The organism is Anoxybacillus pushchinoensis, from assembly GCF_900111795.1.
Taxonomy (GTDB): Bacteria; Bacillota; Bacilli; order Bacillales; family Anoxybacillaceae; genus Anoxybacillus; species Anoxybacillus pushchinoensis.
Genome location: NZ_FOJQ01000011.1, coordinates 1 through 16,138, shown reverse-complemented (window position 1 = coordinate 16,138; position 16,138 = coordinate 1). Strand labels below are relative to the sequence as shown.

Sequence of the window (16,138 nt, the reverse complement as noted above, 5' to 3'; positions counted from 1 at the left end):
GTTTTTAACATAAACATAAATAATCTTTTTCATTCTGGGGGAGGAATATGTATGGCTAAGTACACAAAAGAAGACATTTTTCGTATTGTAAAGGAAGAGAATGTAAAGTATATTCGCTTGCAGTTCACAGACATTCTCGGTACGATCAAAAACGTAGAAATTCCTGTAAGTCAATTGCAAAAGGCGCTCGATAATAAAATGATGTTTGATGGGTCGTCGATCGAGGGATTTGTTCGTATTGAAGAATCAGATATGTATTTATATCCAGATTTAGATACATTCGTTATCTTCCCGTGGACAGCTGAAAAAGGAAAAGTGGCACGCTTTATTTGTGACATTTACAATCCAGATGGTACCCCATTCGAAGGATGCCCGCGTTATAACTTAAAGCGGGTGTTGAAAGAAATGGAAGCACTCGGATTTACAGAATTCAACTTAGGTCCAGAGCCGGAGTTTTTCCTATTTAAGCTAGACGAAAAAGGTGAACCGACGCTGGAATTAAATGATAATGGCGGTTACTTTGATTTAGCACCAACAGATTTAGGGGAAAATTGCCGTCGCGATATCGTATTAGAATTAGAAGAAATGGGATTTGAGATTGAAGCATCCCATCACGAAGTTGCGCCAGGACAACATGAAATTGACTTTAAGTATGCTAATGCGGTAAAAGCGTGTGATGACATCCAAACATTTAAACTTGTTGTTAAAACAGTCGCACGTAAACACGGTTTGCATGCGACATTTATGCCAAAGCCGCTCTTTGGTGTGAATGGTTCGGGTATGCATTGTAACTTGTCGCTCTTTAAAAATGGTGAAAATGCCTTTTTTGATCCGAACGGTCAACTACAACTAAGTGAAACAGCATTACAGTTTATTGCCGGTGTATTAAAGCACGCTCCAAACTTTACAGCGGTAACAAACCCAACGGTAAACTCATACAAACGTCTTGTTCCAGGCTATGAGGCACCTTGTTACGTTGCATGGTCGGCACGTAATCGTAGCCCACTTATTCGTATCCCAGCGTCACGCGGCATGAGCACACGCATTGAAGTGCGTAGCGTAGACCCAGCAGCTAATCCATACTTAGCGATGGCTGTATTGTTGGCAGCTGGATTAGATGGAATTAAAAATAAACTAACGCCTCCTGCGCCAGTTGACCGCAACATTTATGTAATGACGAAAGAAGAACGTTTGGAAGAAGGAATTGTCGATTTACCTGCAACGTTAGCAGAAGCGTTGCAAAACTTAAAATCTGATGAAGTGATCGTCAATGCCCTTGGCAGACATTTATTTGAACACTTCGTTGAGGCAAAAGAAATTGAATGGGATATGTTCCGTACAGCTGTGCATCCGTGGGAACGTGAACAATATATGAGCCTGTACTAATAAAAAAGCTAACGGTGCTTCCGTTAGCTTTTTATTGTACTGAATTTAATATTGTTAGTGAATAGTTCGGTATACACCTATGACTTTCCCTAGGATGGTAGCGTTTTGGACGATGATCGGTTCCATGGATGAATTTTCAGGTTGCAAGCGAATATGGTCTTTTTCTTTAAAAAAGCGCTTTACTGTCGCCTCGTTATCCTCTGTCATGGCTACAACGATATCCCCGTTATTGGCCGTTTGTTGTTGGCGGACGATCACGTAATCCCCATCTAAAATACCAGCCTCAATCATGCTTTCTCCGACAATTTGCAACATAAATACTTGATCATCTGGTGAAACGAATCGTTCCGGAAGAGGGAAATATTCTTCAATGTTTTCTATTGCGGTAATTGGTTGTCCAGCTGTGACTTTTCCGACGATTGGAACGTTGATGACGTTTGTTTTTGGGATGGATTCATGATCATCTAAAATTTCAATGGCACGGGGCTTGGTCGGATCTCGACGGATGAATCCTTTGCTTTCTAAACGAGCTAAATGTCCGTGGACGGTAGAACTCGATGCTAAACCGACCGCTTCCCCAATCTCCCTCACCGATGGTGGATACCCCTTTGCGCGAACTTCTTGTTTAATAAAGTCCAAAATTTGTTGTTGCCGTTTTGATAATTTCGCCATCTTTATACACCTCTTCCTTTTCAATCTTTGCCCATATTATAACATAAATTCACATGTTAACACAAACATAAGTTCGAAAAAATAGTTGACACGAACAAAAGTTCTCGTTATCATAAATGCAAACAAATGTTCTAAGGGGGTAGGTTTGATGAGCAAAATACATTATGTAATAATGATCTTATTTAGCTTTTTGTTTGTATGGGCATTTGTGCATGTCACACAATCTGTTGATAAAGAAAAATATGTGGAGATTACGGTATCAGCTGGCGATACACTATGGGAGCTTGCAGAGCAATATAAACATGAACATCAATTGTCACGGCAACAGTTCATTGAATGGGTAATGAAAGTGAATAAACGTTCAGACGACCGATTAATTGTTGGTGAAAAAATCGTGATCCCTGTGTTAAAATCAAATGGCGAGAACCAGCTTGTCGCTAACAAACAATAGTCAGTAGAAAGGGATGGCGAATGAACGCGATTATTTATTGTCGTGTAAGTACGACAAAAGAGGCACAAGAAACATCGCTGCAAAGACAAAAAGAAGAGCTTCAGCAACTTGCTAAGGAATACGAAATGAATGTGATCAAGATCATTGAAGAACAGGCAAGTGGTTACGACATTGAACGCGCAGGAATTATGGAGCTGCTCGATGCAATCAAACAACATCGTATTGACGTCGTTCTTGTTCAAGATGAAACAAGACTTGGACGAGGAAATGCAAAAATTGCGCTTCTTCGTTGTTTACAAAAAGAAGGTATTCGCGTCTATACAGTAAGCCATCGCGGAGAGCTTCAGTTATCGGAAGCGGACTCAATGGTTTTAGAAATCATTAGCATTGTAGAGGAGTATCAAAGAAAAATACATAACTTAAAAATTAAACGTGGGATGCAAAGAGCTGTTCAAAATGGCTATCGACCGGAAAATAATTTGCGAAACGTTGGCGAACATGCTGGACGAGATCGAAAAGACGTGCCAATGGAAGATATTGTTCGTTTACGACAAAATGGTTTAACGTTTGCTGAAATTGCTGCTATGCTTCGCTCATTTGGATACGATGTATCAAAAGCGACCGTTCATCGACGATATAAGGAATATGAACAGCTTGTCAACGATGAAAAATTTTTGTATGATGATACGGATGAAAAGTAATTTCGTACAAAGGAATGAGATGGATGTTATCTGCTGAAAAAATCGCACGAATTAATGCATTAGCTAAAAAAGCAAAAATAGAAGGTTTGACAGATGAAGAGAAACAAGAACAATTGCAACTCCGAACGGAGTATATTGCGGCGTTCCGTGCGTCGATGATCGAAACATTGCATCATGTAAAAGTCATTGATCCTAATGGAAATGATGTCACCCCAAAAAAATTAAAGGAAAGCAAGAAAAAACGACTGCATTAATGCGCATATTGTGGAGAACATACTAATATAGATGTTCTCTTTTTTTCGTCAGTTTGTCAAAAAAAATGTTGTGAAGCATTGTACATTTTACGCACTTTTCTATATCATAAAAGATGAGAATGTTTACAAACGAAAGGATGAAGACGATGACACATACGATTGAACAACTATCGATTGCTACGATTCGTACATTGTCGATCGATGCGATTGAAAAAGCGAACTCAGGGCACCCGGGAATGCCGATGGGAGCTGCACCAATGGCGTACACATTATGGACAAAGTTTATGAACCATAATCCACGTAATCCAAAATGGTTTAATCGTGACCGCTTTGTTTTGTCAGCAGGACACGGTTCGATGCTATTGTATAGCTTGCTTCATTTAAGTGGCTATGACGTTACGATGGAAGACATTAAACAGTTTCGTCAATGGGGAAGCAAAACACCGGGACATCCGGAGTACGGTCATACACCAGGGGTAGAAGCGACGACTGGACCGCTTGGTCAAGGGATTGCGATGGCTGTCGGAATGGCAATGGCAGAGCGTCATTTAGCAGCTACATACAACAAGGACAAATTCGAAATCATTAATCATTTTACATATGCCATTTGTGGCGACGGTGACTTAATGGAAGGTGTTTCTGCAGAAGCTGCTTCGCTAGCAGGGCATTTAAAGCTTGGCCGTCTCATTGTGCTTTATGATTCAAATGATATTTCATTAGATGGGGAATTAAATCTTTCGTTTTCGGAAAGCGTAGAGCAACGCTTTAAAGCGTATGGATGGCAGTACATTCGCGTAGAAGACGGCAACAATATTGAAGAAGTTGCTCAAGCCATCGCTGAAGCTCAAAAAGATTTAGAACGTCCAACGTTAATTGAGGTAAAGACAACGATTGGCTACGGCTCACCAAACAAAGCGGGAACAGCGGATGTACATGGCGCTCCGCTCGGTAAAGATGAAATTAAGTTAACAAAAGAAGCATACAAATGGACGTTTGAAGAAGATTTTTACGTTCCAGATGAAGTATATGCTCATTTTGAAAAAGTCGTAAAAGAGGCTGGCGAGAAAAAAGAAGCAGAGTGGAATGCGCTGTTTGCTGAATATGAGAAGGAGTATCCGGATTTAGCAAAACAATTGCGCATGGCGATTGAAGGTAAACTTCCTGAAGGTTGGGAAAAAGCGTTGCCTGTATATGCTGAAGGGAAGAGTCTAGCAACACGTGCTTCTTCTGGAGAAGTATTAAATGCTATCGCAAAAGTTGTGCCACAATTTTTAGGTGGATCCGCAGACTTAGCAGGTTCAAATAAAACGTTGATTAAAGGAGCAGGAGACTTCTTACCTGGAAGTTATGAAGGTCGTAACATTTGGTTTGGTGTACGTGAATTTGCGATGGGCGCAGCGTTAAATGGTATGGCGCTCCATGGCGGTGTAAAAGTGTACGGTGGTACGTTCTTCGTCTTTTCAGATTATTTACGTCCAGCCATTCGACTTGCTGCACTTATGGGATTGCCTGTCACATATGTATTTACGCACGATAGCATTGCTGTTGGTGAGGATGGTCCAACGCATGAGCCAATTGAACAACTCGCTTCATTAAGAGCGATGCCAAATGTATGCGTCATTCGTCCGGCAGATGCGAACGAAACAGCGGCAGCATGGCGTTTGGCAGTAGAGTCTACGGATCGTCCGACAGCACTTGTATTGACACGTCAAAATCTCCCTACGCTAGCTACGACAGCTGAGCGTGCTTACGAAGGAGTGAAGAAGGGGGCTTACGTCGTTTCTGAAGCGCAAGGAGAGGTACAAGCATTATTGCTTGCGTCAGGTTCAGAAGTTAGCTTGGCGGTAGAGGCTCAGAAAGTGTTAGCGAACGAGGGCATCCATGTTTCTGTTGTGAGCATGCCTTCATGGGATCGTTTTGAGGCTCAGTCAGCTGAGTATAAAGAAAGCGTCATTCCAAAACGTGTGAAAAAACGTCTTGCCATTGAAATGGGCGCATCTCTTGGTTGGGAGCGTTATACAGGCGATGAGGGAGATATTTTAGCTATCGATCGTTTCGGCGCTTCCGCACCTGGAGAAAAAATTATGCAAGAATATGGATTTACAGTGGAAAATGTCGTTGCGCGCGTCAAAGCATTATTGAACAAATAATAAAACGGGGAGAGGGACTCCCCGTTTTATTATCGAATAAAGATTTTTTGTTGAACATATTGTACAAACCGTTATTGTTTAGTATAGTGTAGTGTAGACAACATGAAGGAGGAAAAAATATGTGGGAAATGATTTTAGTAGGCATTGTAGCGCTTGCTGCTGGCGTTGCGCTTGGATTTTTTATTGCGCGTAAAACAATGATGAACTACTTGAAAAAAAATCCACCAATTAATGAGCAAATGATCCGAATAATGATGATGCAAATGGGGATGACTCCATCGCAAAAGAAAATCAATCAAGTGATGAAAGCGATGAATAATCAATTAAAATAAAAGTAAGGCACTCTCGATGAGTGTCTTTTTTCGCATGGAAAGAAACTGTTGCTCGCATTTGTATTTTTTTGATAAAATATAGGAAAATAAAAAGAAATGGAGTGCCAATCATATGGACGTTCAACTGCTTGTCGCATTTGGGGCAGGTGTGCTTTCGTTTATTTCTCCGTGTTCTTTGCCGCTTTATCCAGCTTTCTTGTCATATATTACGGGAATTTCAGTTAGTGATTTGAAATCAAACTATGCATTGCTACAAAGAAGAAGTTTGTTACATACGTTATTTTTTTTGCTCGGATTTTCATTTATTTTTATTGCAATTGGTTTTGGTACGTCCATTCTAGGCCGTTTTTTTTATACATACCAAGATCTCATTCGTCAAATTGGTGCAATATTGATGGTATTTTTCGGGTTTGTTATTATCGGCGTCTTTAAGCCGAAGTTTTTAATGACCGATCGTCGTTTATCTTTTCAACATCGACCGTCTGGCTACATTGGTTCTTTTCTTATCGGAATAGCGTTTGCTGCCGGTTGGACGCCGTGTACAGGGCCGATTTTAGTATCAGTCATCTCTTTGGCGGCGACAAACCCAAGTTTAGGTGTAGTGTATATGACGGCGTATTCACTAGGCTTTGCTTTACCATTTTTACTTTTATCGTTTTTTATTGGAAAAATGGACTGGATTCGAAAACATCATGTCAAATTGATGAAAATAGGTGGGTATGTCATGGTAGGAATGGGTATCGTGTTGTTCTTTGATTGGATGACAAAAATAACGATCTATATGACGAATATATTCGGAGGATTCACAGGTTTTTAGTTTTTTAGGGTGTGGAGGGAAAGGAAATGGCAAGAATTTTAATCGTCGATGACGCGAAATTTATGCGTATGACGTTAGCAAATATTTTGAAAAAAGCGAATCATGAAGTAGTTGGGGAAGCAGAAAACGGGAAAGAAGCTGTCGATTTTTACATGGAGTTACAGCCGGATGTGGTGACGCTTGATATTACGATGCCGGTGATGAGCGGACTCGAGGCTGTAAGGGAAATTAAACAACGTGATCCACAAGCAAAAATTATTATGTGCTCGGCAATGGGGCAACAAAAGATGGTCGTTGAAGCGATCGAAGCGGGAGCGGTTGATTTTATTGTAAAACCATTTGATGAAAGCCGTGTCATCGAAGCAATCCGACGTGTGTTGTAGCAAGAGGATAAAGGATAATTGACCCGATTGATTGTGAGATAAACGAAAAAGCTAATCCTTCGGTAAAGAAAGGATTAGCTTTTTTTTGTCAATAAATGTTCGTATTTTGTAAAGTCAATATGCTTATCGCGGAGTGCTTTAATTAAAAATTTATGATCACGTTTTGGAGTAGCGAGAATATAGCCGCGGACAACTAAATCTTCCGTAATTCGATTTGCCTGTTCTTGTAAAGCTAATTCTCCAATTTTACTAGCTATCTTTTGACGGGCAACATCACGAAACAATTCGGGGACAGGACGAACTAAATCTTCAAGTAGTGCTTTCTCCTCGTCAGTCCACAGATGACGTGTTTGATCAATGTAATATTGCTGCCAGTCTAATTCAGATTTCCCATCCTCTTTCGGTAAACGTTTTAAAAATTTCCGAAACATAAAAAAACCACCAATTGACATCGTCACAAGAAGAAAAATAACCCAAAATAAAATAAACCATAAAAACCAACCTGTTAGCATATATTCCACCTCAACGTTTATTATGTAAAAAAATAAGGACGGAATCAAGCAAAAGAGCTGACGTTGTGATCAGCTCTTTTACATGTCATGACTTGAGTTATGTTTTTGGCGGGTGTGGTTGTGGTTTTTGACCTTTTTCGATCCGCTAAGCGGTTCTGGCTGTCCAGGGTTATCTCCTTTCGGTGCATTTTTACGCATATCTTTTCCCGTATTTTTGTTCATTTAGGTACACTCCTTTTCTTCATTTCCTTCATATGATGGCACGATCACTGGGATTTATGCATATTTCGTTCATGAATAGGCACGATAATAACAAAAAGAGAGGAGTGAAAGCGATGCCTTATCATAAAAATAAGCAACAGGCGTTTGAAGCTGCACAACAAGGAACAATGGAGGCAAAAGAATGGTATGATCATCTGGTGAAAAGTGATGCAGACTATGGGAGTCAGCTGCATCACCTAAAACAAGAAGTCAATGAGGCATTTGAACAAATTAATAATGCGCTTGAAGTAGCTTCGGAAAAACAACGCAAACAGCTTGAACAATTTCGTCATGATTTGCAAGAGATTGTCGAAGAAGTGAACATGTATGAATAATCCCGCTTCAAGCGGGATTATTGATTTTTCTTTCGTTTTTTATTATTTTGTTTTTGAGCTTCTGTGAGTGGTTCATTGGACAATTCTTCATTGTAGCCGGCACCTTTTCCTTGTGCGCTCGCATCATTCATGCCGGGAATAACATGATTTGCTTTTCTTTTTACCATCTTTTTTCACCTCCTACAACTATTGTTGGAAAGAGAACAAAAAAATATGCATTTATCTGAAACTTATAAACAATTATTATTTACTTATGTAGAGCATTGTATTAAGATAAAAGCGTAGGAATTTTGTGGGTTTGGGAGAAGATGACTTGTTAGAAGGGGGTAATACATAATGGTGAAAAATGATGTATTCCAAGCGCGTTCTACGTTCGAGGTAAATGAAAAAAAATACCATTACTATCGCTTACAAGCGCTTGAAGAGGCAGGAATCGGAAATGTATCACGCCTTCCGTATTCTATTAAAGTGCTTCTTGAATCAGTGCTTCGTCAAGTTGATGGACGGGTTATTACAAGGGAACATGTTGAGAATTTGGCAAAATGGGGAACGAATGAATTAAAAGATGTAGATGTCCCGTTTAAACCATCTCGTGTAATTTTGCAAGATTTTACAGGTGTTCCCGCTGTCGTCGATTTGGCCTCAATGAGAAAAGCGATGGCAGACATTGGTGGAGATCCGTATGAAATCAACCCCGAAATTCCTGTTGATCTCGTTATTGACCACTCTGTTCAAGTTGATAAAGCTGGAACAGCAGATGCGCTCGAATATAACATGAATTTAGAGTTTGAGCGCAATGCAGAACGTTACAAGTTTTTGAAATGGGCACAAAAAGCGTTTAGTAATTATCGCGCTGTCCCACCTGCAACAGGCATTGTGCATCAAGTAAACTTAGAGTATTTAGCAAATGTTGTTCACGTTGTTGAAGGAGAAAACGGTGAATACGAAGCGTTTCCGGATACACTTGTAGGTACAGATTCCCATACGACAATGATTAACGGCATCGGTGTTTTAGGTTGGGGTGTTGGTGGAATTGAAGCAGAAGCAGGTATGCTCGGACAACCTTCCTATTTCCCAGTACCAGAAGTAATCGGTGTGCGTTTAACAGGAAAATTGCCAAACGGTACAACGGCGACAGACCTTGCGTTAAAAGTAACACAAGTGCTTCGAAAAAAAGGTGTTGTCGGTAAATTCGTTGAGTTTTTCGGCCCAGGTGTTGCGACGCTGCCATTAGCCGATCGTGCAACAGTAGCAAACATGGCGCCTGAGTATGGTGCGACATGTGGCTTCTTCCCTGTTGACGCAGAGGCACTTGATTACTTGCGTTTAACAGGTCGTGACGAGCAACATGTTCAAGTCGTTGAAGCATATTGTAAAGCAAACGGCTTGTTCTATACTCCAGATGCACAAGAACCTGTATTTACAGATGTCGTTGAAATTGACTTATCAGAAATTGAACCAAATCTTTCTGGACCAAAGCGTCCACAAGATTTAATTCCACTTTCAAAAATGAAAGAATCGTTCCGTCAAGCCGTAGTTTCCCCGCAAGGAAATCAAGGCTTTGGCTTGACTGAAGCAGATTTTGATAAAGAAATCACAGTCACGTTAAACGGCGAAGAAGTAAAAATGAAAACAGGTGCGATCGCGATTGCAGCGATTACAAGCTGTACAAACACGTCTAACCCATATGTGTTAATCGGTGCAGGCTTAGTGGCGAAAAAAGCGGTAGAAAAAGGATTGAAAGTACCAAAATACGTAAAAACATCACTTGCACCTGGTTCGAAAGTCGTCACAGGATATTTAAAAGATTCAGGTCTTCTCCCTTACCTAGAGCAAATTGGCTTTAATATCGTTGGTTACGGTTGTACGACATGTATCGGTAACTCTGGTCCGCTTGCTCCGGAGCTTGAAAAAGCGATTGCCGAAAACGATTTGCTTGTCACGAGCGTATTGTCTGGTAACCGAAACTTTGAAGGGCGTATTCATCCGCTCGTCAAAGGCAACTATTTAGCATCACCGCCGCTTGTCGTAGCATATGCGCTTGCCGGAACAGTCGACATCGATTTGTTAAATGATCCGATCGGTAAAGATCAAAACGGCAATGATGTGTACTTTAACGACATTTGGCCATCTACAGAAGAAGTGAAAGAAGTTGTGAAAAAGACGGTGACACCAGAATTGTTCCGTAAAGAATACGAGCGAGTATTCGACGATAACGCGCGATGGAACGCGATTGAAACGACGGACGAGCCGCTTTATCAATGGGATGAAAATTCAACGTACATTCAAAATCCACCATTCTTCGAGGGATTATCGCCAGAAGTGGAAGAAGTAAAACCACTTACTGGATTACGGGTAGTTGGTAAATTTGGCGACTCTGTTACAACAGACCATATTTCACCAGCTGGATCGATCGGTGTAAACACGCCAGCAGGACAATATTTAATTTCTAAAGGTGTTGATCCGAAAGACTTTAACTCGTACGGTTCTCGACGTGGTAACCACGAAGTAATGATGCGCGGTACGTTTGCAAACATCCGTATTCGTAACCAAATTGCTCCGGGTACAGAAGGTGGATATACAACATACTGGCCAACAGGCGAAGTCATGTCGATTTACGACGCATGCATGAAGTATAAACAAGATGGAACAGGTCTTGTTGTGATTGCTGGTAAAGACTACGGTATGGGAAGTTCGCGCGACTGGGCGGCAAAAGGAACATACTTGCTCGGTATCAAAACGGTTATTGCGGAAAGCTTTGAACGTATCCATCGTTCAAATCTTGTGCTTATGGGTGTGTTACCACTCCAATTCAAAGAAGGGGAAAATGCTGAGACGCTTGGATTGACAGGTAAAGAAGTATTTGAAGTGCATATTGATGAAAACGTCAAACCGCGCGACTACGTAAAAGTAACAGCGACGGATGAGCAAGGTAACAAAAAAGAGTTTGAAGTACTTGTTCGTTTCGATAGCGAAGTAGAAATTGACTACTACCGTCATGGTGGAATTTTGCCGATGGTATTGCGTGAGAAGTTAAAACGATAAGAAGAGAGCGATCTGCTCTCTTCTTTATTTTGTGTTTGTCTTTTTCGCTGCGTTTTCTAATGCACTTTTTGGATCAGGGGTAAATGTGGCATCATATCCTTGTGGATTGACGCTCGGAGCGTTTTGCCCACGATTTCTTCCGTTATTTTTACTCATCATGTCCACCTCCTGCGCATATTGTATCCGTCTTTTTCAAAAAATATATATAAGAGGAGGCGGTGACATGAATCGAGCCATTCAAACAGCATTGTGTACCATTGCTTTAGCCCAATTTTTAAAAATTCCATTGACGAAAAGAAAAACGAAAAAGTGGGATTGGTCGCTTTTTTTTGAAACGGGAGGCATGCCAAGTTCACATTCTGCGGGTGTTGCCTCCCTTGCCACATATGTTGCTTTAAAAAGAGGGGTGCATAGTATAGATTTTGCCCTTGCAGCCATTTTTGGTTTAATTGTTATGTATGACGCCCAAGGAGTGCGTCATCAAGCAGGAGAGTTAGCTATTCGTGTGAACGAATTAACTGAGGAAATCGAACGGTTAAAAGGTGCTCAAGACGACGGAAAGTTGGACCGAAAAGAGGAGTTGTTGCGCGAGCGGCTCGGTCATCAACCGATTGAAGTGGTTGGTGGGGCACTTCTCGGCATCGTTACAGGTGGATTATCATATGTAATCGGCAGACGAAGGCGCTCGCTATGACAGACGAGCGCTCTTTTTTCTTTGCCATATATGTTGAGGAAGTTCAGATAAAATCATTCCTAATAAAATAAGTACAGCACCAAATAAAGCTGCTTGTTGGAGACGTTCATCATTCCATATATATGAAGTTAGAGCCGCAAAAACAGGTTCTAAAGCAAAAATTAAAGCAACACGTGTTGGAGATGTATATTGTTGAAAATGCGTTTGAATAAAGAAAGCAATCGTTGTTGCGAACAGTGCGGTAATGAGTAGAGCCAGCCACACATCAAATTCAAAAAAAGTGGATAGTGGAATAAGAGACCAGTCTTCAAACAAATATGAACATATAAAACAAATGATGGATACTGTTTGAACTTGAATCGTTGTTAGTAGGATAGGTGAAAATTTTGTTGCATATATGCTTGTCGTTACGATATGTAGCGCAAAAGCGATAGCGCACAAAAAGACGAACACATCTCCTTTATTGATCGACATATCTCCGCTTGCGGTTAAAAGATATAGTCCGCATGTAGCGAGTATGCTTCCGACAACGGCGTTAAACGAAGGTCTTTGCTTTAAAATGATAAATGAAAGGAAAGGAACGATAACAACATTTAATCCGGTAATGAATCCCGCTTTTGATGAAGTCGTATACAATAAACCAATCGTTTGAAGAGCATACCCAAGACATAGCCAAACACCGAGCATAAACCCAGCACATATAAGTTGTCGATCGAGAGGTTTACGTTCGAAGATAAGCACCCAAGCCCATAGCAGTACGCTAGCGATCGCAAAACGTACGCCATTAAACATTAACGGAGGTAAAAAAGCAATGGCGTTTTGAACGATGACAAACGTAGCACCCCAAACAAATGCAACAAATAATAAACTAATATCAGCTTTGTATTTCATTTGACTCTCCTTTACAAAAAAATGTTGTATAAGACCGAAGTCTCATACAACATTTTACCATTATTCTGTATATTTTGGAGATATTTTTTTTGCAAAATATACAAAAGGCGTATCCAACATTGCAACAATCCATTTCAGTACATATGTTGTCATAAAAATTTGTATCCAATCATGCAACGGAAATACACCGAGAAATGCAATGGATGTAAAAACGAGTGTATCGACCAATTGGCTAATCATTGTACTTCCATTATTGCGAATCCAGAGTTGGGAATCGCGCGGAAACTTCTTTTTAAGCCAGTGAAATAGGTAAACATCGAGTGACTGGCTAATGAAAAAAGCAAGCAAACTTCCAAGTGCGATGCGTGGTAATAAACCGAAAATCGTTTCTAATGCTGGCTGAGCAAAGTCGCTTGAGTGTGGTTTAAATGATAGGGCAATTTGCATCACGACCGTTAAAGAAATGAGCGTGAAAAAGCCAAGCCAAACGGCTTTCTGCGCCTCTTTTTTTCCATATTTTTCACTTAAAATATCAGTCACTAAAAAGGCGGTTCCGTACATGACGTTTCCGAGTGTAGCTGTCATACTAAGCAATTCAACGGTTTTGACGACTTGTAAATTAGCAACGACAGTAGAAAAGCCGATCCATACGAATAAACCTGAGCGACCGAAGAAACGATAAATGAGCAACACAAGTGAAAATGTGACGATGGCAGAAAAAAGACCGAGTATTTCGTTAAACATCGTGATCCCTCCTCGTATGAAAATATAAAGACACAAGCGATATTATACAACTGACATCATTTTTTGTCTAAACTGTTATAATAAAATAAAAAGAAAAGGTGAGTGACATATGAAGGTTTTTATGGAATGGACATATGTAACACCGAAGAAAAAGGAAATGGTGTGGACATCAACAGAGATGGAAGTGACAGAGGCTCTATTTTTTGCAGAGGATATAGAAAGAACAGGGAGAGTGAAACAACTTTTATTTTATGATGCAAGTGGTGTGGCTTGGACGAAAAAGGAGTTAATGAAGCTTATGAAAGAAATTGAAACGGAGCCGCACGACGTGATTGCTTATTTTGATGGCGGTTATGATCGTCAATCAAAAAAAGCAGGAATTGGAATCGTGATTTATTATAAACAAAACGGTGCACAATTTCGTAGGCGAGCAAATGCGCAGTTAGACGAATTGCAGTCAAATAATGAAGCAGAGTATGCAGCCTTTTATTTTTTACTCGAACAAATCGAGCATCTCGGTGTTCATCATTTGCCTGTTGTATTCCGTGGGGATGCGCATGTTGTATTGCATCAATTGTCTAATGATTGGCCTGTATTTTCAGACGAGGGGAGATGGGTGGAGCGAATTGAGCAAAAAATGAAAAAGCTTCGTATTTCTCCAATTTATGAACCCATTAATAGAAAAGAAAATAGTGAAGCAGATCAGTTAGCAACACAAGCTCTTCGTGGGAAGATAATTGTAAGTACAATACAATTGGAGCGTGAATGATGAATCGAAAAGATGTGTTACTTCGAATAAATGAATTATTTGACACGTATTGTGAGGAGTGTTTTGTAAAACGTGCACTCCGTAAAGAATACGGGAAATTATATGCACAATCGTTTTGCATCCAAACATGTACAATAGGAGAAAAAATGAAGCAATACGGTCAGTTGCTTGTGAAACAAAAAACGTAACAAGGTGCCCCGAGATACGGGACACCTCATCATTACGTGTGGTGGATCGTTTCTGATAATTGATGATATGCGTCTGCTAATTCCTTTTCACATTGTAATAGCAGTGGATCCTCGATGTTTGTTTTAGCGCGTGCGATCGCTTCTTTTGCATTTTCGATCGCTTGTTTTGCGTGATCGAAAGTGTGACTGTCTAAACTCATCGTTGCCGCTGCAACCATCTTTTTTGCTGATTCAACTGCTAAATGCGCATGTTCGATTTTAGTAAATACGCTATTTGACTGAACATGCGGATGTTTTGGATTTTGTGTCATCGTTATCCCTCCTCGTTTTATAGTATTGGTGTGGGGAGGGGAGAGTATGTAACAAAAAAGACCAGCATATTGCTGGTCTTTTCGTCGAGCTATATATGAATCATCTCAGACGATTATAATTTCACTACGTTTGCAGCTTGAGGGCCACGGTTTCCTTGAACGATTTCAAAAGAAACAGCTTGACCTTCTTCTAACGTTTTGTAGCCTTCACCTTGGATTGCTGTGAAGTGTACGAATACATCGTCTCCACCTTCAACTTCGATGAATCCGTAACCTTTTTCGTTGTTAAACCATTTTACTTTACCGTTTTGCATAATACTGAATCCTCCTAATACCTTTTAGCCAACAGGCTAATGAAAAAATTTTTCATATAACGGAATATACTCACAGCAACCAAGTCGGTGCAGGACATATATTCAGTTAGATGATAATTAGACTATACACGAATGATGAGGAAGAGTCAAGACAAAAAGGCGATTTTTTCAAAAAATTTTTTTAGAGGAGGATTTTTGTAATAAGTGCATAACATTAACAGTAAGCAGTATAGAAAGGGAGTGAGCGGTATGTATCGTGGTCAAATTCGTGGAAAAGAAGTGATCATTAAGTTAAGCAATCATGTACGGAAGCAAAAAGTCGATCAAGAAAAGTTATATCAAACAATTTTAGCATTTGGTGAAGCAGCATTTAATCAACAAAAAGAACAATTCGGCATTGTAAGCAAGCAGGGGTTAATTGTAGCCTCAGTTGAACAGCACGATTTGCCTGTGATTTCGGTCGATTATATTATCCCTTCTCATCATGTGTATGAATAAAGTCCAGTAAAGTCTGGGCTTTATTTATGTTATAGTCGTCAATAGATGAATTTTTTATAGAAAACAATTCACTAGCGTCGCATTAAAATAATTTAACACCTTTAAATAAACCGAATTTTCTGAAATATAATCCAAACACAAAAAAATCCTTTATAATGGTTGGGTGGTAGTAAACCATCCAAATCCAATACAAAGGACAAAACCATGGATAAGTTTACACGAAAAACATCATTTGAACAATGGTTTTCACCGATTAATCGTCCATTATTTGATGACCTAGTGAAAACACATCAATTAAATCACTATACCAAGAAACTTTATATGGCTTCATTTATGAAACTGCTTTTGTATGCCCAACTCCATGAAACCGAGAGTTTACGGGCGTTGAGTGACGCTGTCTTTTTAGAAGAATTACAACGAGCAACGGGAT

Annotated in this window: 24 protein-coding genes; 15 read left to right on the top strand and 9 right to left on the bottom strand. The window is 40.0% G+C overall.

The window, feature by feature from the left end; genetic code table 11:
* The first annotated feature begins 51 nt into the window (after positions 1 to 51).
* Positions 52 to 1,386, top strand: coding sequence for a type I glutamate--ammonia ligase (gene glnA, locus BM213_RS04800; RefSeq protein WP_091701511.1), 1,335 nt, complete (start codon positions 52 to 54; stop codon positions 1,384 to 1,386).
* Between the two features lie 54 nt (positions 1,387 to 1,440).
* On the opposite strand, the gene lexA is transcribed toward glnA, so the two are convergent.
* Complete coding sequence (gene lexA / locus BM213_RS04795; protein ID WP_091701509.1) at positions 1,441 to 2,058, bottom strand: transcriptional repressor LexA; 618 nt, start codon at positions 2,056 to 2,058, stop codon at positions 1,441 to 1,443.
* 148 nt (positions 2,059 to 2,206) lie between these two features.
* On the opposite strand from lexA, the gene yneA reads away from it, so the two are divergent.
* The 7 genes from yneA (at position 2,207) to BM213_RS04760 (ending at position 7,146) form a co-directional block, all read left to right on the top strand.
* Positions 2,207 to 2,509, top strand: coding sequence for a cell division suppressor protein YneA (yneA, locus tag BM213_RS04790; RefSeq protein WP_091701506.1), 303 nt, complete (start codon positions 2,207 to 2,209; stop codon positions 2,507 to 2,509).
* A gap of 20 nt (positions 2,510 to 2,529) precedes the next feature.
* Positions 2,530 to 3,210 (top strand): YneB family resolvase-like protein, encoded by a 681-nt coding sequence (locus BM213_RS04785; protein WP_091701503.1) that lies wholly within the window; start codon positions 2,530 to 2,532, stop codon positions 3,208 to 3,210.
* A gap of 23 nt (positions 3,211 to 3,233) precedes the next feature.
* Entirely contained in the window at positions 3,234 to 3,464 is a 231-nt protein-coding gene (locus tag BM213_RS04780; protein ID WP_003398954.1) for a DUF896 domain-containing protein, read from the top strand.
* Between the two features lie 146 nt (positions 3,465 to 3,610).
* Entirely contained in the window at positions 3,611 to 5,614 is a 2,004-nt protein-coding gene (tkt, locus tag BM213_RS04775) for a transketolase (protein ID WP_091701500.1), read from the top strand.
* 119 nt (positions 5,615 to 5,733) lie between these two features.
* Positions 5,734 to 5,946 (top strand): YneF family protein, encoded by a 213-nt coding sequence (locus BM213_RS04770; RefSeq protein ID WP_091701496.1) that lies wholly within the window; start codon positions 5,734 to 5,736, stop codon positions 5,944 to 5,946.
* 112 nt (positions 5,947 to 6,058) lie between these two features.
* Complete coding sequence (locus tag BM213_RS04765) at positions 6,059 to 6,763, top strand: cytochrome c biogenesis CcdA family protein (RefSeq protein ID WP_091701491.1); 705 nt, start codon at positions 6,059 to 6,061, stop codon at positions 6,761 to 6,763.
* Positions 6,764 to 6,789: 26 nt separating this feature from the next.
* The gene (locus BM213_RS04760) at positions 6,790 to 7,146 is read left to right on the top strand and encodes a response regulator (protein WP_091701488.1); all 357 of its coding nucleotides are present in this window, start codon (positions 6,790 to 6,792) and stop codon (positions 7,144 to 7,146) included.
* 74 nt (positions 7,147 to 7,220) lie between these two features.
* Here BM213_RS04760 and BM213_RS04755 read toward each other — a convergent pair whose 3' ends face one another.
* The gene (locus BM213_RS04755; protein ID WP_003398947.1) at positions 7,221 to 7,658 is read right to left on the bottom strand and encodes a DUF2621 domain-containing protein; all 438 of its coding nucleotides are present in this window, start codon (positions 7,656 to 7,658) and stop codon (positions 7,221 to 7,223) included.
* Between the two features lie 78 nt (positions 7,659 to 7,736).
* Positions 7,737 to 7,880: a small acid-soluble spore protein P gene (locus BM213_RS04750; protein ID WP_003398946.1), complete on the bottom strand. Its 144-nt coding sequence runs from the start codon at positions 7,878 to 7,880 to the stop codon at positions 7,737 to 7,739.
* Positions 7,881 to 7,993: 113 nt separating this feature from the next.
* Here BM213_RS04750 and BM213_RS04745 point away from each other — a divergent pair, with 113 nt between their 5' ends.
* On the top strand, positions 7,994 to 8,254 hold the full coding sequence (locus BM213_RS04745) for a hypothetical protein (protein WP_091701486.1): 261 nt from the start codon (positions 7,994 to 7,996) through the stop codon (positions 8,252 to 8,254).
* 17 nt (positions 8,255 to 8,271) lie between these two features.
* Here the strand turns inward: BM213_RS04745 and sspO are convergent, their stop codons facing one another.
* Positions 8,272 to 8,421, bottom strand: a complete 150-nt coding sequence (sspO, locus tag BM213_RS04740; protein ID WP_004890592.1) for a small acid-soluble spore protein O — start codon at positions 8,419 to 8,421, stop codon at positions 8,272 to 8,274.
* A 169-nt stretch (positions 8,422 to 8,590) separates the two neighbouring features.
* Here sspO and acnA point away from each other — a divergent pair, with 169 nt between their 5' ends.
* Positions 8,591 to 11,299, top strand: a complete 2,709-nt coding sequence (acnA, locus tag BM213_RS04735; protein WP_091701483.1) for an aconitate hydratase AcnA — start codon at positions 8,591 to 8,593, stop codon at positions 11,297 to 11,299.
* 24 nt (positions 11,300 to 11,323) lie between these two features.
* Here acnA and sspL read toward each other — a convergent pair whose 3' ends face one another.
* Positions 11,324 to 11,455 (bottom strand): small, acid-soluble spore protein L, encoded by a 132-nt coding sequence (gene sspL / locus BM213_RS04730; protein ID WP_035018667.1) that lies wholly within the window; start codon positions 11,453 to 11,455, stop codon positions 11,324 to 11,326.
* 67 nt (positions 11,456 to 11,522) lie between these two features.
* Here sspL and BM213_RS04725 point away from each other — a divergent pair, with 67 nt between their 5' ends.
* Complete coding sequence (locus tag BM213_RS04725) at positions 11,523 to 11,993, top strand: divergent PAP2 family protein (protein WP_091701482.1); 471 nt, start codon at positions 11,523 to 11,525, stop codon at positions 11,991 to 11,993.
* Here the strand turns inward: BM213_RS04725 and BM213_RS04720 are convergent.
* Together BM213_RS04720 and BM213_RS04715 are read right to left on the bottom strand one after the other, a co-directional pair.
* Positions 11,988 to 12,884: a DMT family transporter gene (locus tag BM213_RS04720; protein ID WP_091701477.1), complete on the bottom strand. Its 897-nt coding sequence runs from the start codon at positions 12,882 to 12,884 to the stop codon at positions 11,988 to 11,990. The genes BM213_RS04725 and BM213_RS04720 overlap by 6 nt on opposite strands.
* A gap of 60 nt (positions 12,885 to 12,944) precedes the next feature.
* The gene (locus BM213_RS04715) at positions 12,945 to 13,628 is read right to left on the bottom strand and encodes a queuosine precursor transporter (RefSeq protein WP_091701475.1); all 684 of its coding nucleotides are present in this window, start codon (positions 13,626 to 13,628) and stop codon (positions 12,945 to 12,947) included.
* Between the two features lie 109 nt (positions 13,629 to 13,737).
* On the opposite strand from BM213_RS04715, the gene BM213_RS04710 reads away from it, so the two are divergent.
* Together BM213_RS04710 and BM213_RS04705 are read left to right on the top strand one after the other, a co-directional pair.
* Positions 13,738 to 14,397, top strand: coding sequence for a ribonuclease H family protein (locus BM213_RS04710; protein ID WP_035018665.1), 660 nt, complete (start codon positions 13,738 to 13,740; stop codon positions 14,395 to 14,397).
* A complete protein-coding gene (locus BM213_RS04705) occupies positions 14,397 to 14,585 on the top strand; it encodes a zinc-finger domain-containing protein (RefSeq protein WP_035018664.1) in 189 nt (62 codons plus the stop codon). The genes BM213_RS04710 and BM213_RS04705 overlap by 1 nt, the downstream gene beginning before the upstream one ends.
* Before the next feature lie 32 nt (positions 14,586 to 14,617).
* Here BM213_RS04705 and BM213_RS04700 read toward each other — a convergent pair whose 3' ends face one another.
* Positions 14,618 to 14,896 carry a DUF2564 family protein gene (locus tag BM213_RS04700; RefSeq protein WP_091701472.1) on the bottom strand — a complete coding sequence of 93 codons (279 nt, stop codon included), beginning with the start codon at positions 14,894 to 14,896 and terminating at the stop codon, positions 14,618 to 14,620.
* Between the two features lie 113 nt (positions 14,897 to 15,009).
* On the bottom strand, positions 15,010 to 15,210 hold the full coding sequence (gene cspD / locus BM213_RS04695; RefSeq protein WP_003398931.1) for a cold-shock protein CspD: 201 nt from the start codon (positions 15,208 to 15,210) through the stop codon (positions 15,010 to 15,012).
* A gap of 249 nt (positions 15,211 to 15,459) precedes the next feature.
* On the opposite strand from cspD, the gene BM213_RS04690 reads away from it, so the two are divergent.
* Both BM213_RS04690 and BM213_RS04685 read left to right on the top strand, forming a co-directional pair.
* Complete coding sequence (locus BM213_RS04690) at positions 15,460 to 15,708, top strand: hypothetical protein (protein WP_004890569.1); 249 nt, start codon at positions 15,460 to 15,462, stop codon at positions 15,706 to 15,708.
* Between the two features lie 204 nt (positions 15,709 to 15,912).
* Positions 15,913 to 16,138 (top strand): DUF4372 domain-containing protein (locus tag BM213_RS04685; protein WP_143091176.1); only part of this gene is annotated, 226 nt, incomplete at its 3' end.

Bases quoted from the DNA above. Each gene is read 5' to 3' on its own strand.
- glnA (WP_091701511.1), top strand. From the start codon at position 52: ATGGCTAAGTACACAAAAGAAGACATTTTTCGTATTGTAAAGGAAGAG.
- lexA (WP_091701509.1), bottom strand. From the start codon at position 2,058: ATGGCGAAATTATCAAAACGGCAACAACAAATTTTGGACTTTATTAAA.
- yneA (WP_091701506.1), top strand. From the start codon at position 2,207: ATGAGCAAAATACATTATGTAATAATGATCTTATTTAGCTTTTTGTTT.
- BM213_RS04785 (WP_091701503.1), top strand. From the start codon at position 2,530: ATGAACGCGATTATTTATTGTCGTGTAAGTACGACAAAAGAGGCACAA.
- BM213_RS04780 (WP_003398954.1), top strand. From the start codon at position 3,234: ATGTTATCTGCTGAAAAAATCGCACGAATTAATGCATTAGCTAAAAAA.
- tkt (WP_091701500.1), top strand. From the start codon at position 3,611: ATGACACATACGATTGAACAACTATCGATTGCTACGATTCGTACATTG.
- BM213_RS04770 (WP_091701496.1), top strand. From the start codon at position 5,734: ATGTGGGAAATGATTTTAGTAGGCATTGTAGCGCTTGCTGCTGGCGTT.
- BM213_RS04765 (WP_091701491.1), top strand. From the start codon at position 6,059: ATGGACGTTCAACTGCTTGTCGCATTTGGGGCAGGTGTGCTTTCGTTT.
- BM213_RS04760 (WP_091701488.1), top strand. From the start codon at position 6,790: ATGGCAAGAATTTTAATCGTCGATGACGCGAAATTTATGCGTATGACG.
- BM213_RS04755 (WP_003398947.1), bottom strand. From the start codon at position 7,658: ATGCTAACAGGTTGGTTTTTATGGTTTATTTTATTTTGGGTTATTTTT.
- BM213_RS04750 (WP_003398946.1), bottom strand. From the start codon at position 7,880: ATGAACAAAAATACGGGAAAAGATATGCGTAAAAATGCACCGAAAGGA.
- BM213_RS04745 (WP_091701486.1), top strand. From the start codon at position 7,994: ATGCCTTATCATAAAAATAAGCAACAGGCGTTTGAAGCTGCACAACAA.
- sspO (WP_004890592.1), bottom strand. From the start codon at position 8,421: ATGGTAAAAAGAAAAGCAAATCATGTTATTCCCGGCATGAATGATGCG.
- acnA (WP_091701483.1), top strand. From the start codon at position 8,591: ATGGTGAAAAATGATGTATTCCAAGCGCGTTCTACGTTCGAGGTAAAT.
- sspL (WP_035018667.1), bottom strand. From the start codon at position 11,455: ATGAGTAAAAATAACGGAAGAAATCGTGGGCAAAACGCTCCGAGCGTC.
- BM213_RS04725 (WP_091701482.1), top strand. From the start codon at position 11,523: ATGAATCGAGCCATTCAAACAGCATTGTGTACCATTGCTTTAGCCCAA.
- BM213_RS04720 (WP_091701477.1), bottom strand. From the start codon at position 12,884: ATGAAATACAAAGCTGATATTAGTTTATTATTTGTTGCATTTGTTTGG.
- BM213_RS04715 (WP_091701475.1), bottom strand. From the start codon at position 13,628: ATGTTTAACGAAATACTCGGTCTTTTTTCTGCCATCGTCACATTTTCA.
- BM213_RS04710 (WP_035018665.1), top strand. From the start codon at position 13,738: ATGAAGGTTTTTATGGAATGGACATATGTAACACCGAAGAAAAAGGAA.
- BM213_RS04705 (WP_035018664.1), top strand. From the start codon at position 14,397: ATGAATCGAAAAGATGTGTTACTTCGAATAAATGAATTATTTGACACG.
- BM213_RS04700 (WP_091701472.1), bottom strand. From the start codon at position 14,896: ATGACACAAAATCCAAAACATCCGCATGTTCAGTCAAATAGCGTATTT.
- cspD (WP_003398931.1), bottom strand. From the start codon at position 15,210: ATGCAAAACGGTAAAGTAAAATGGTTTAACAACGAAAAAGGTTACGGA.
- BM213_RS04690 (WP_004890569.1), top strand. From the start codon at position 15,460: ATGTATCGTGGTCAAATTCGTGGAAAAGAAGTGATCATTAAGTTAAGC.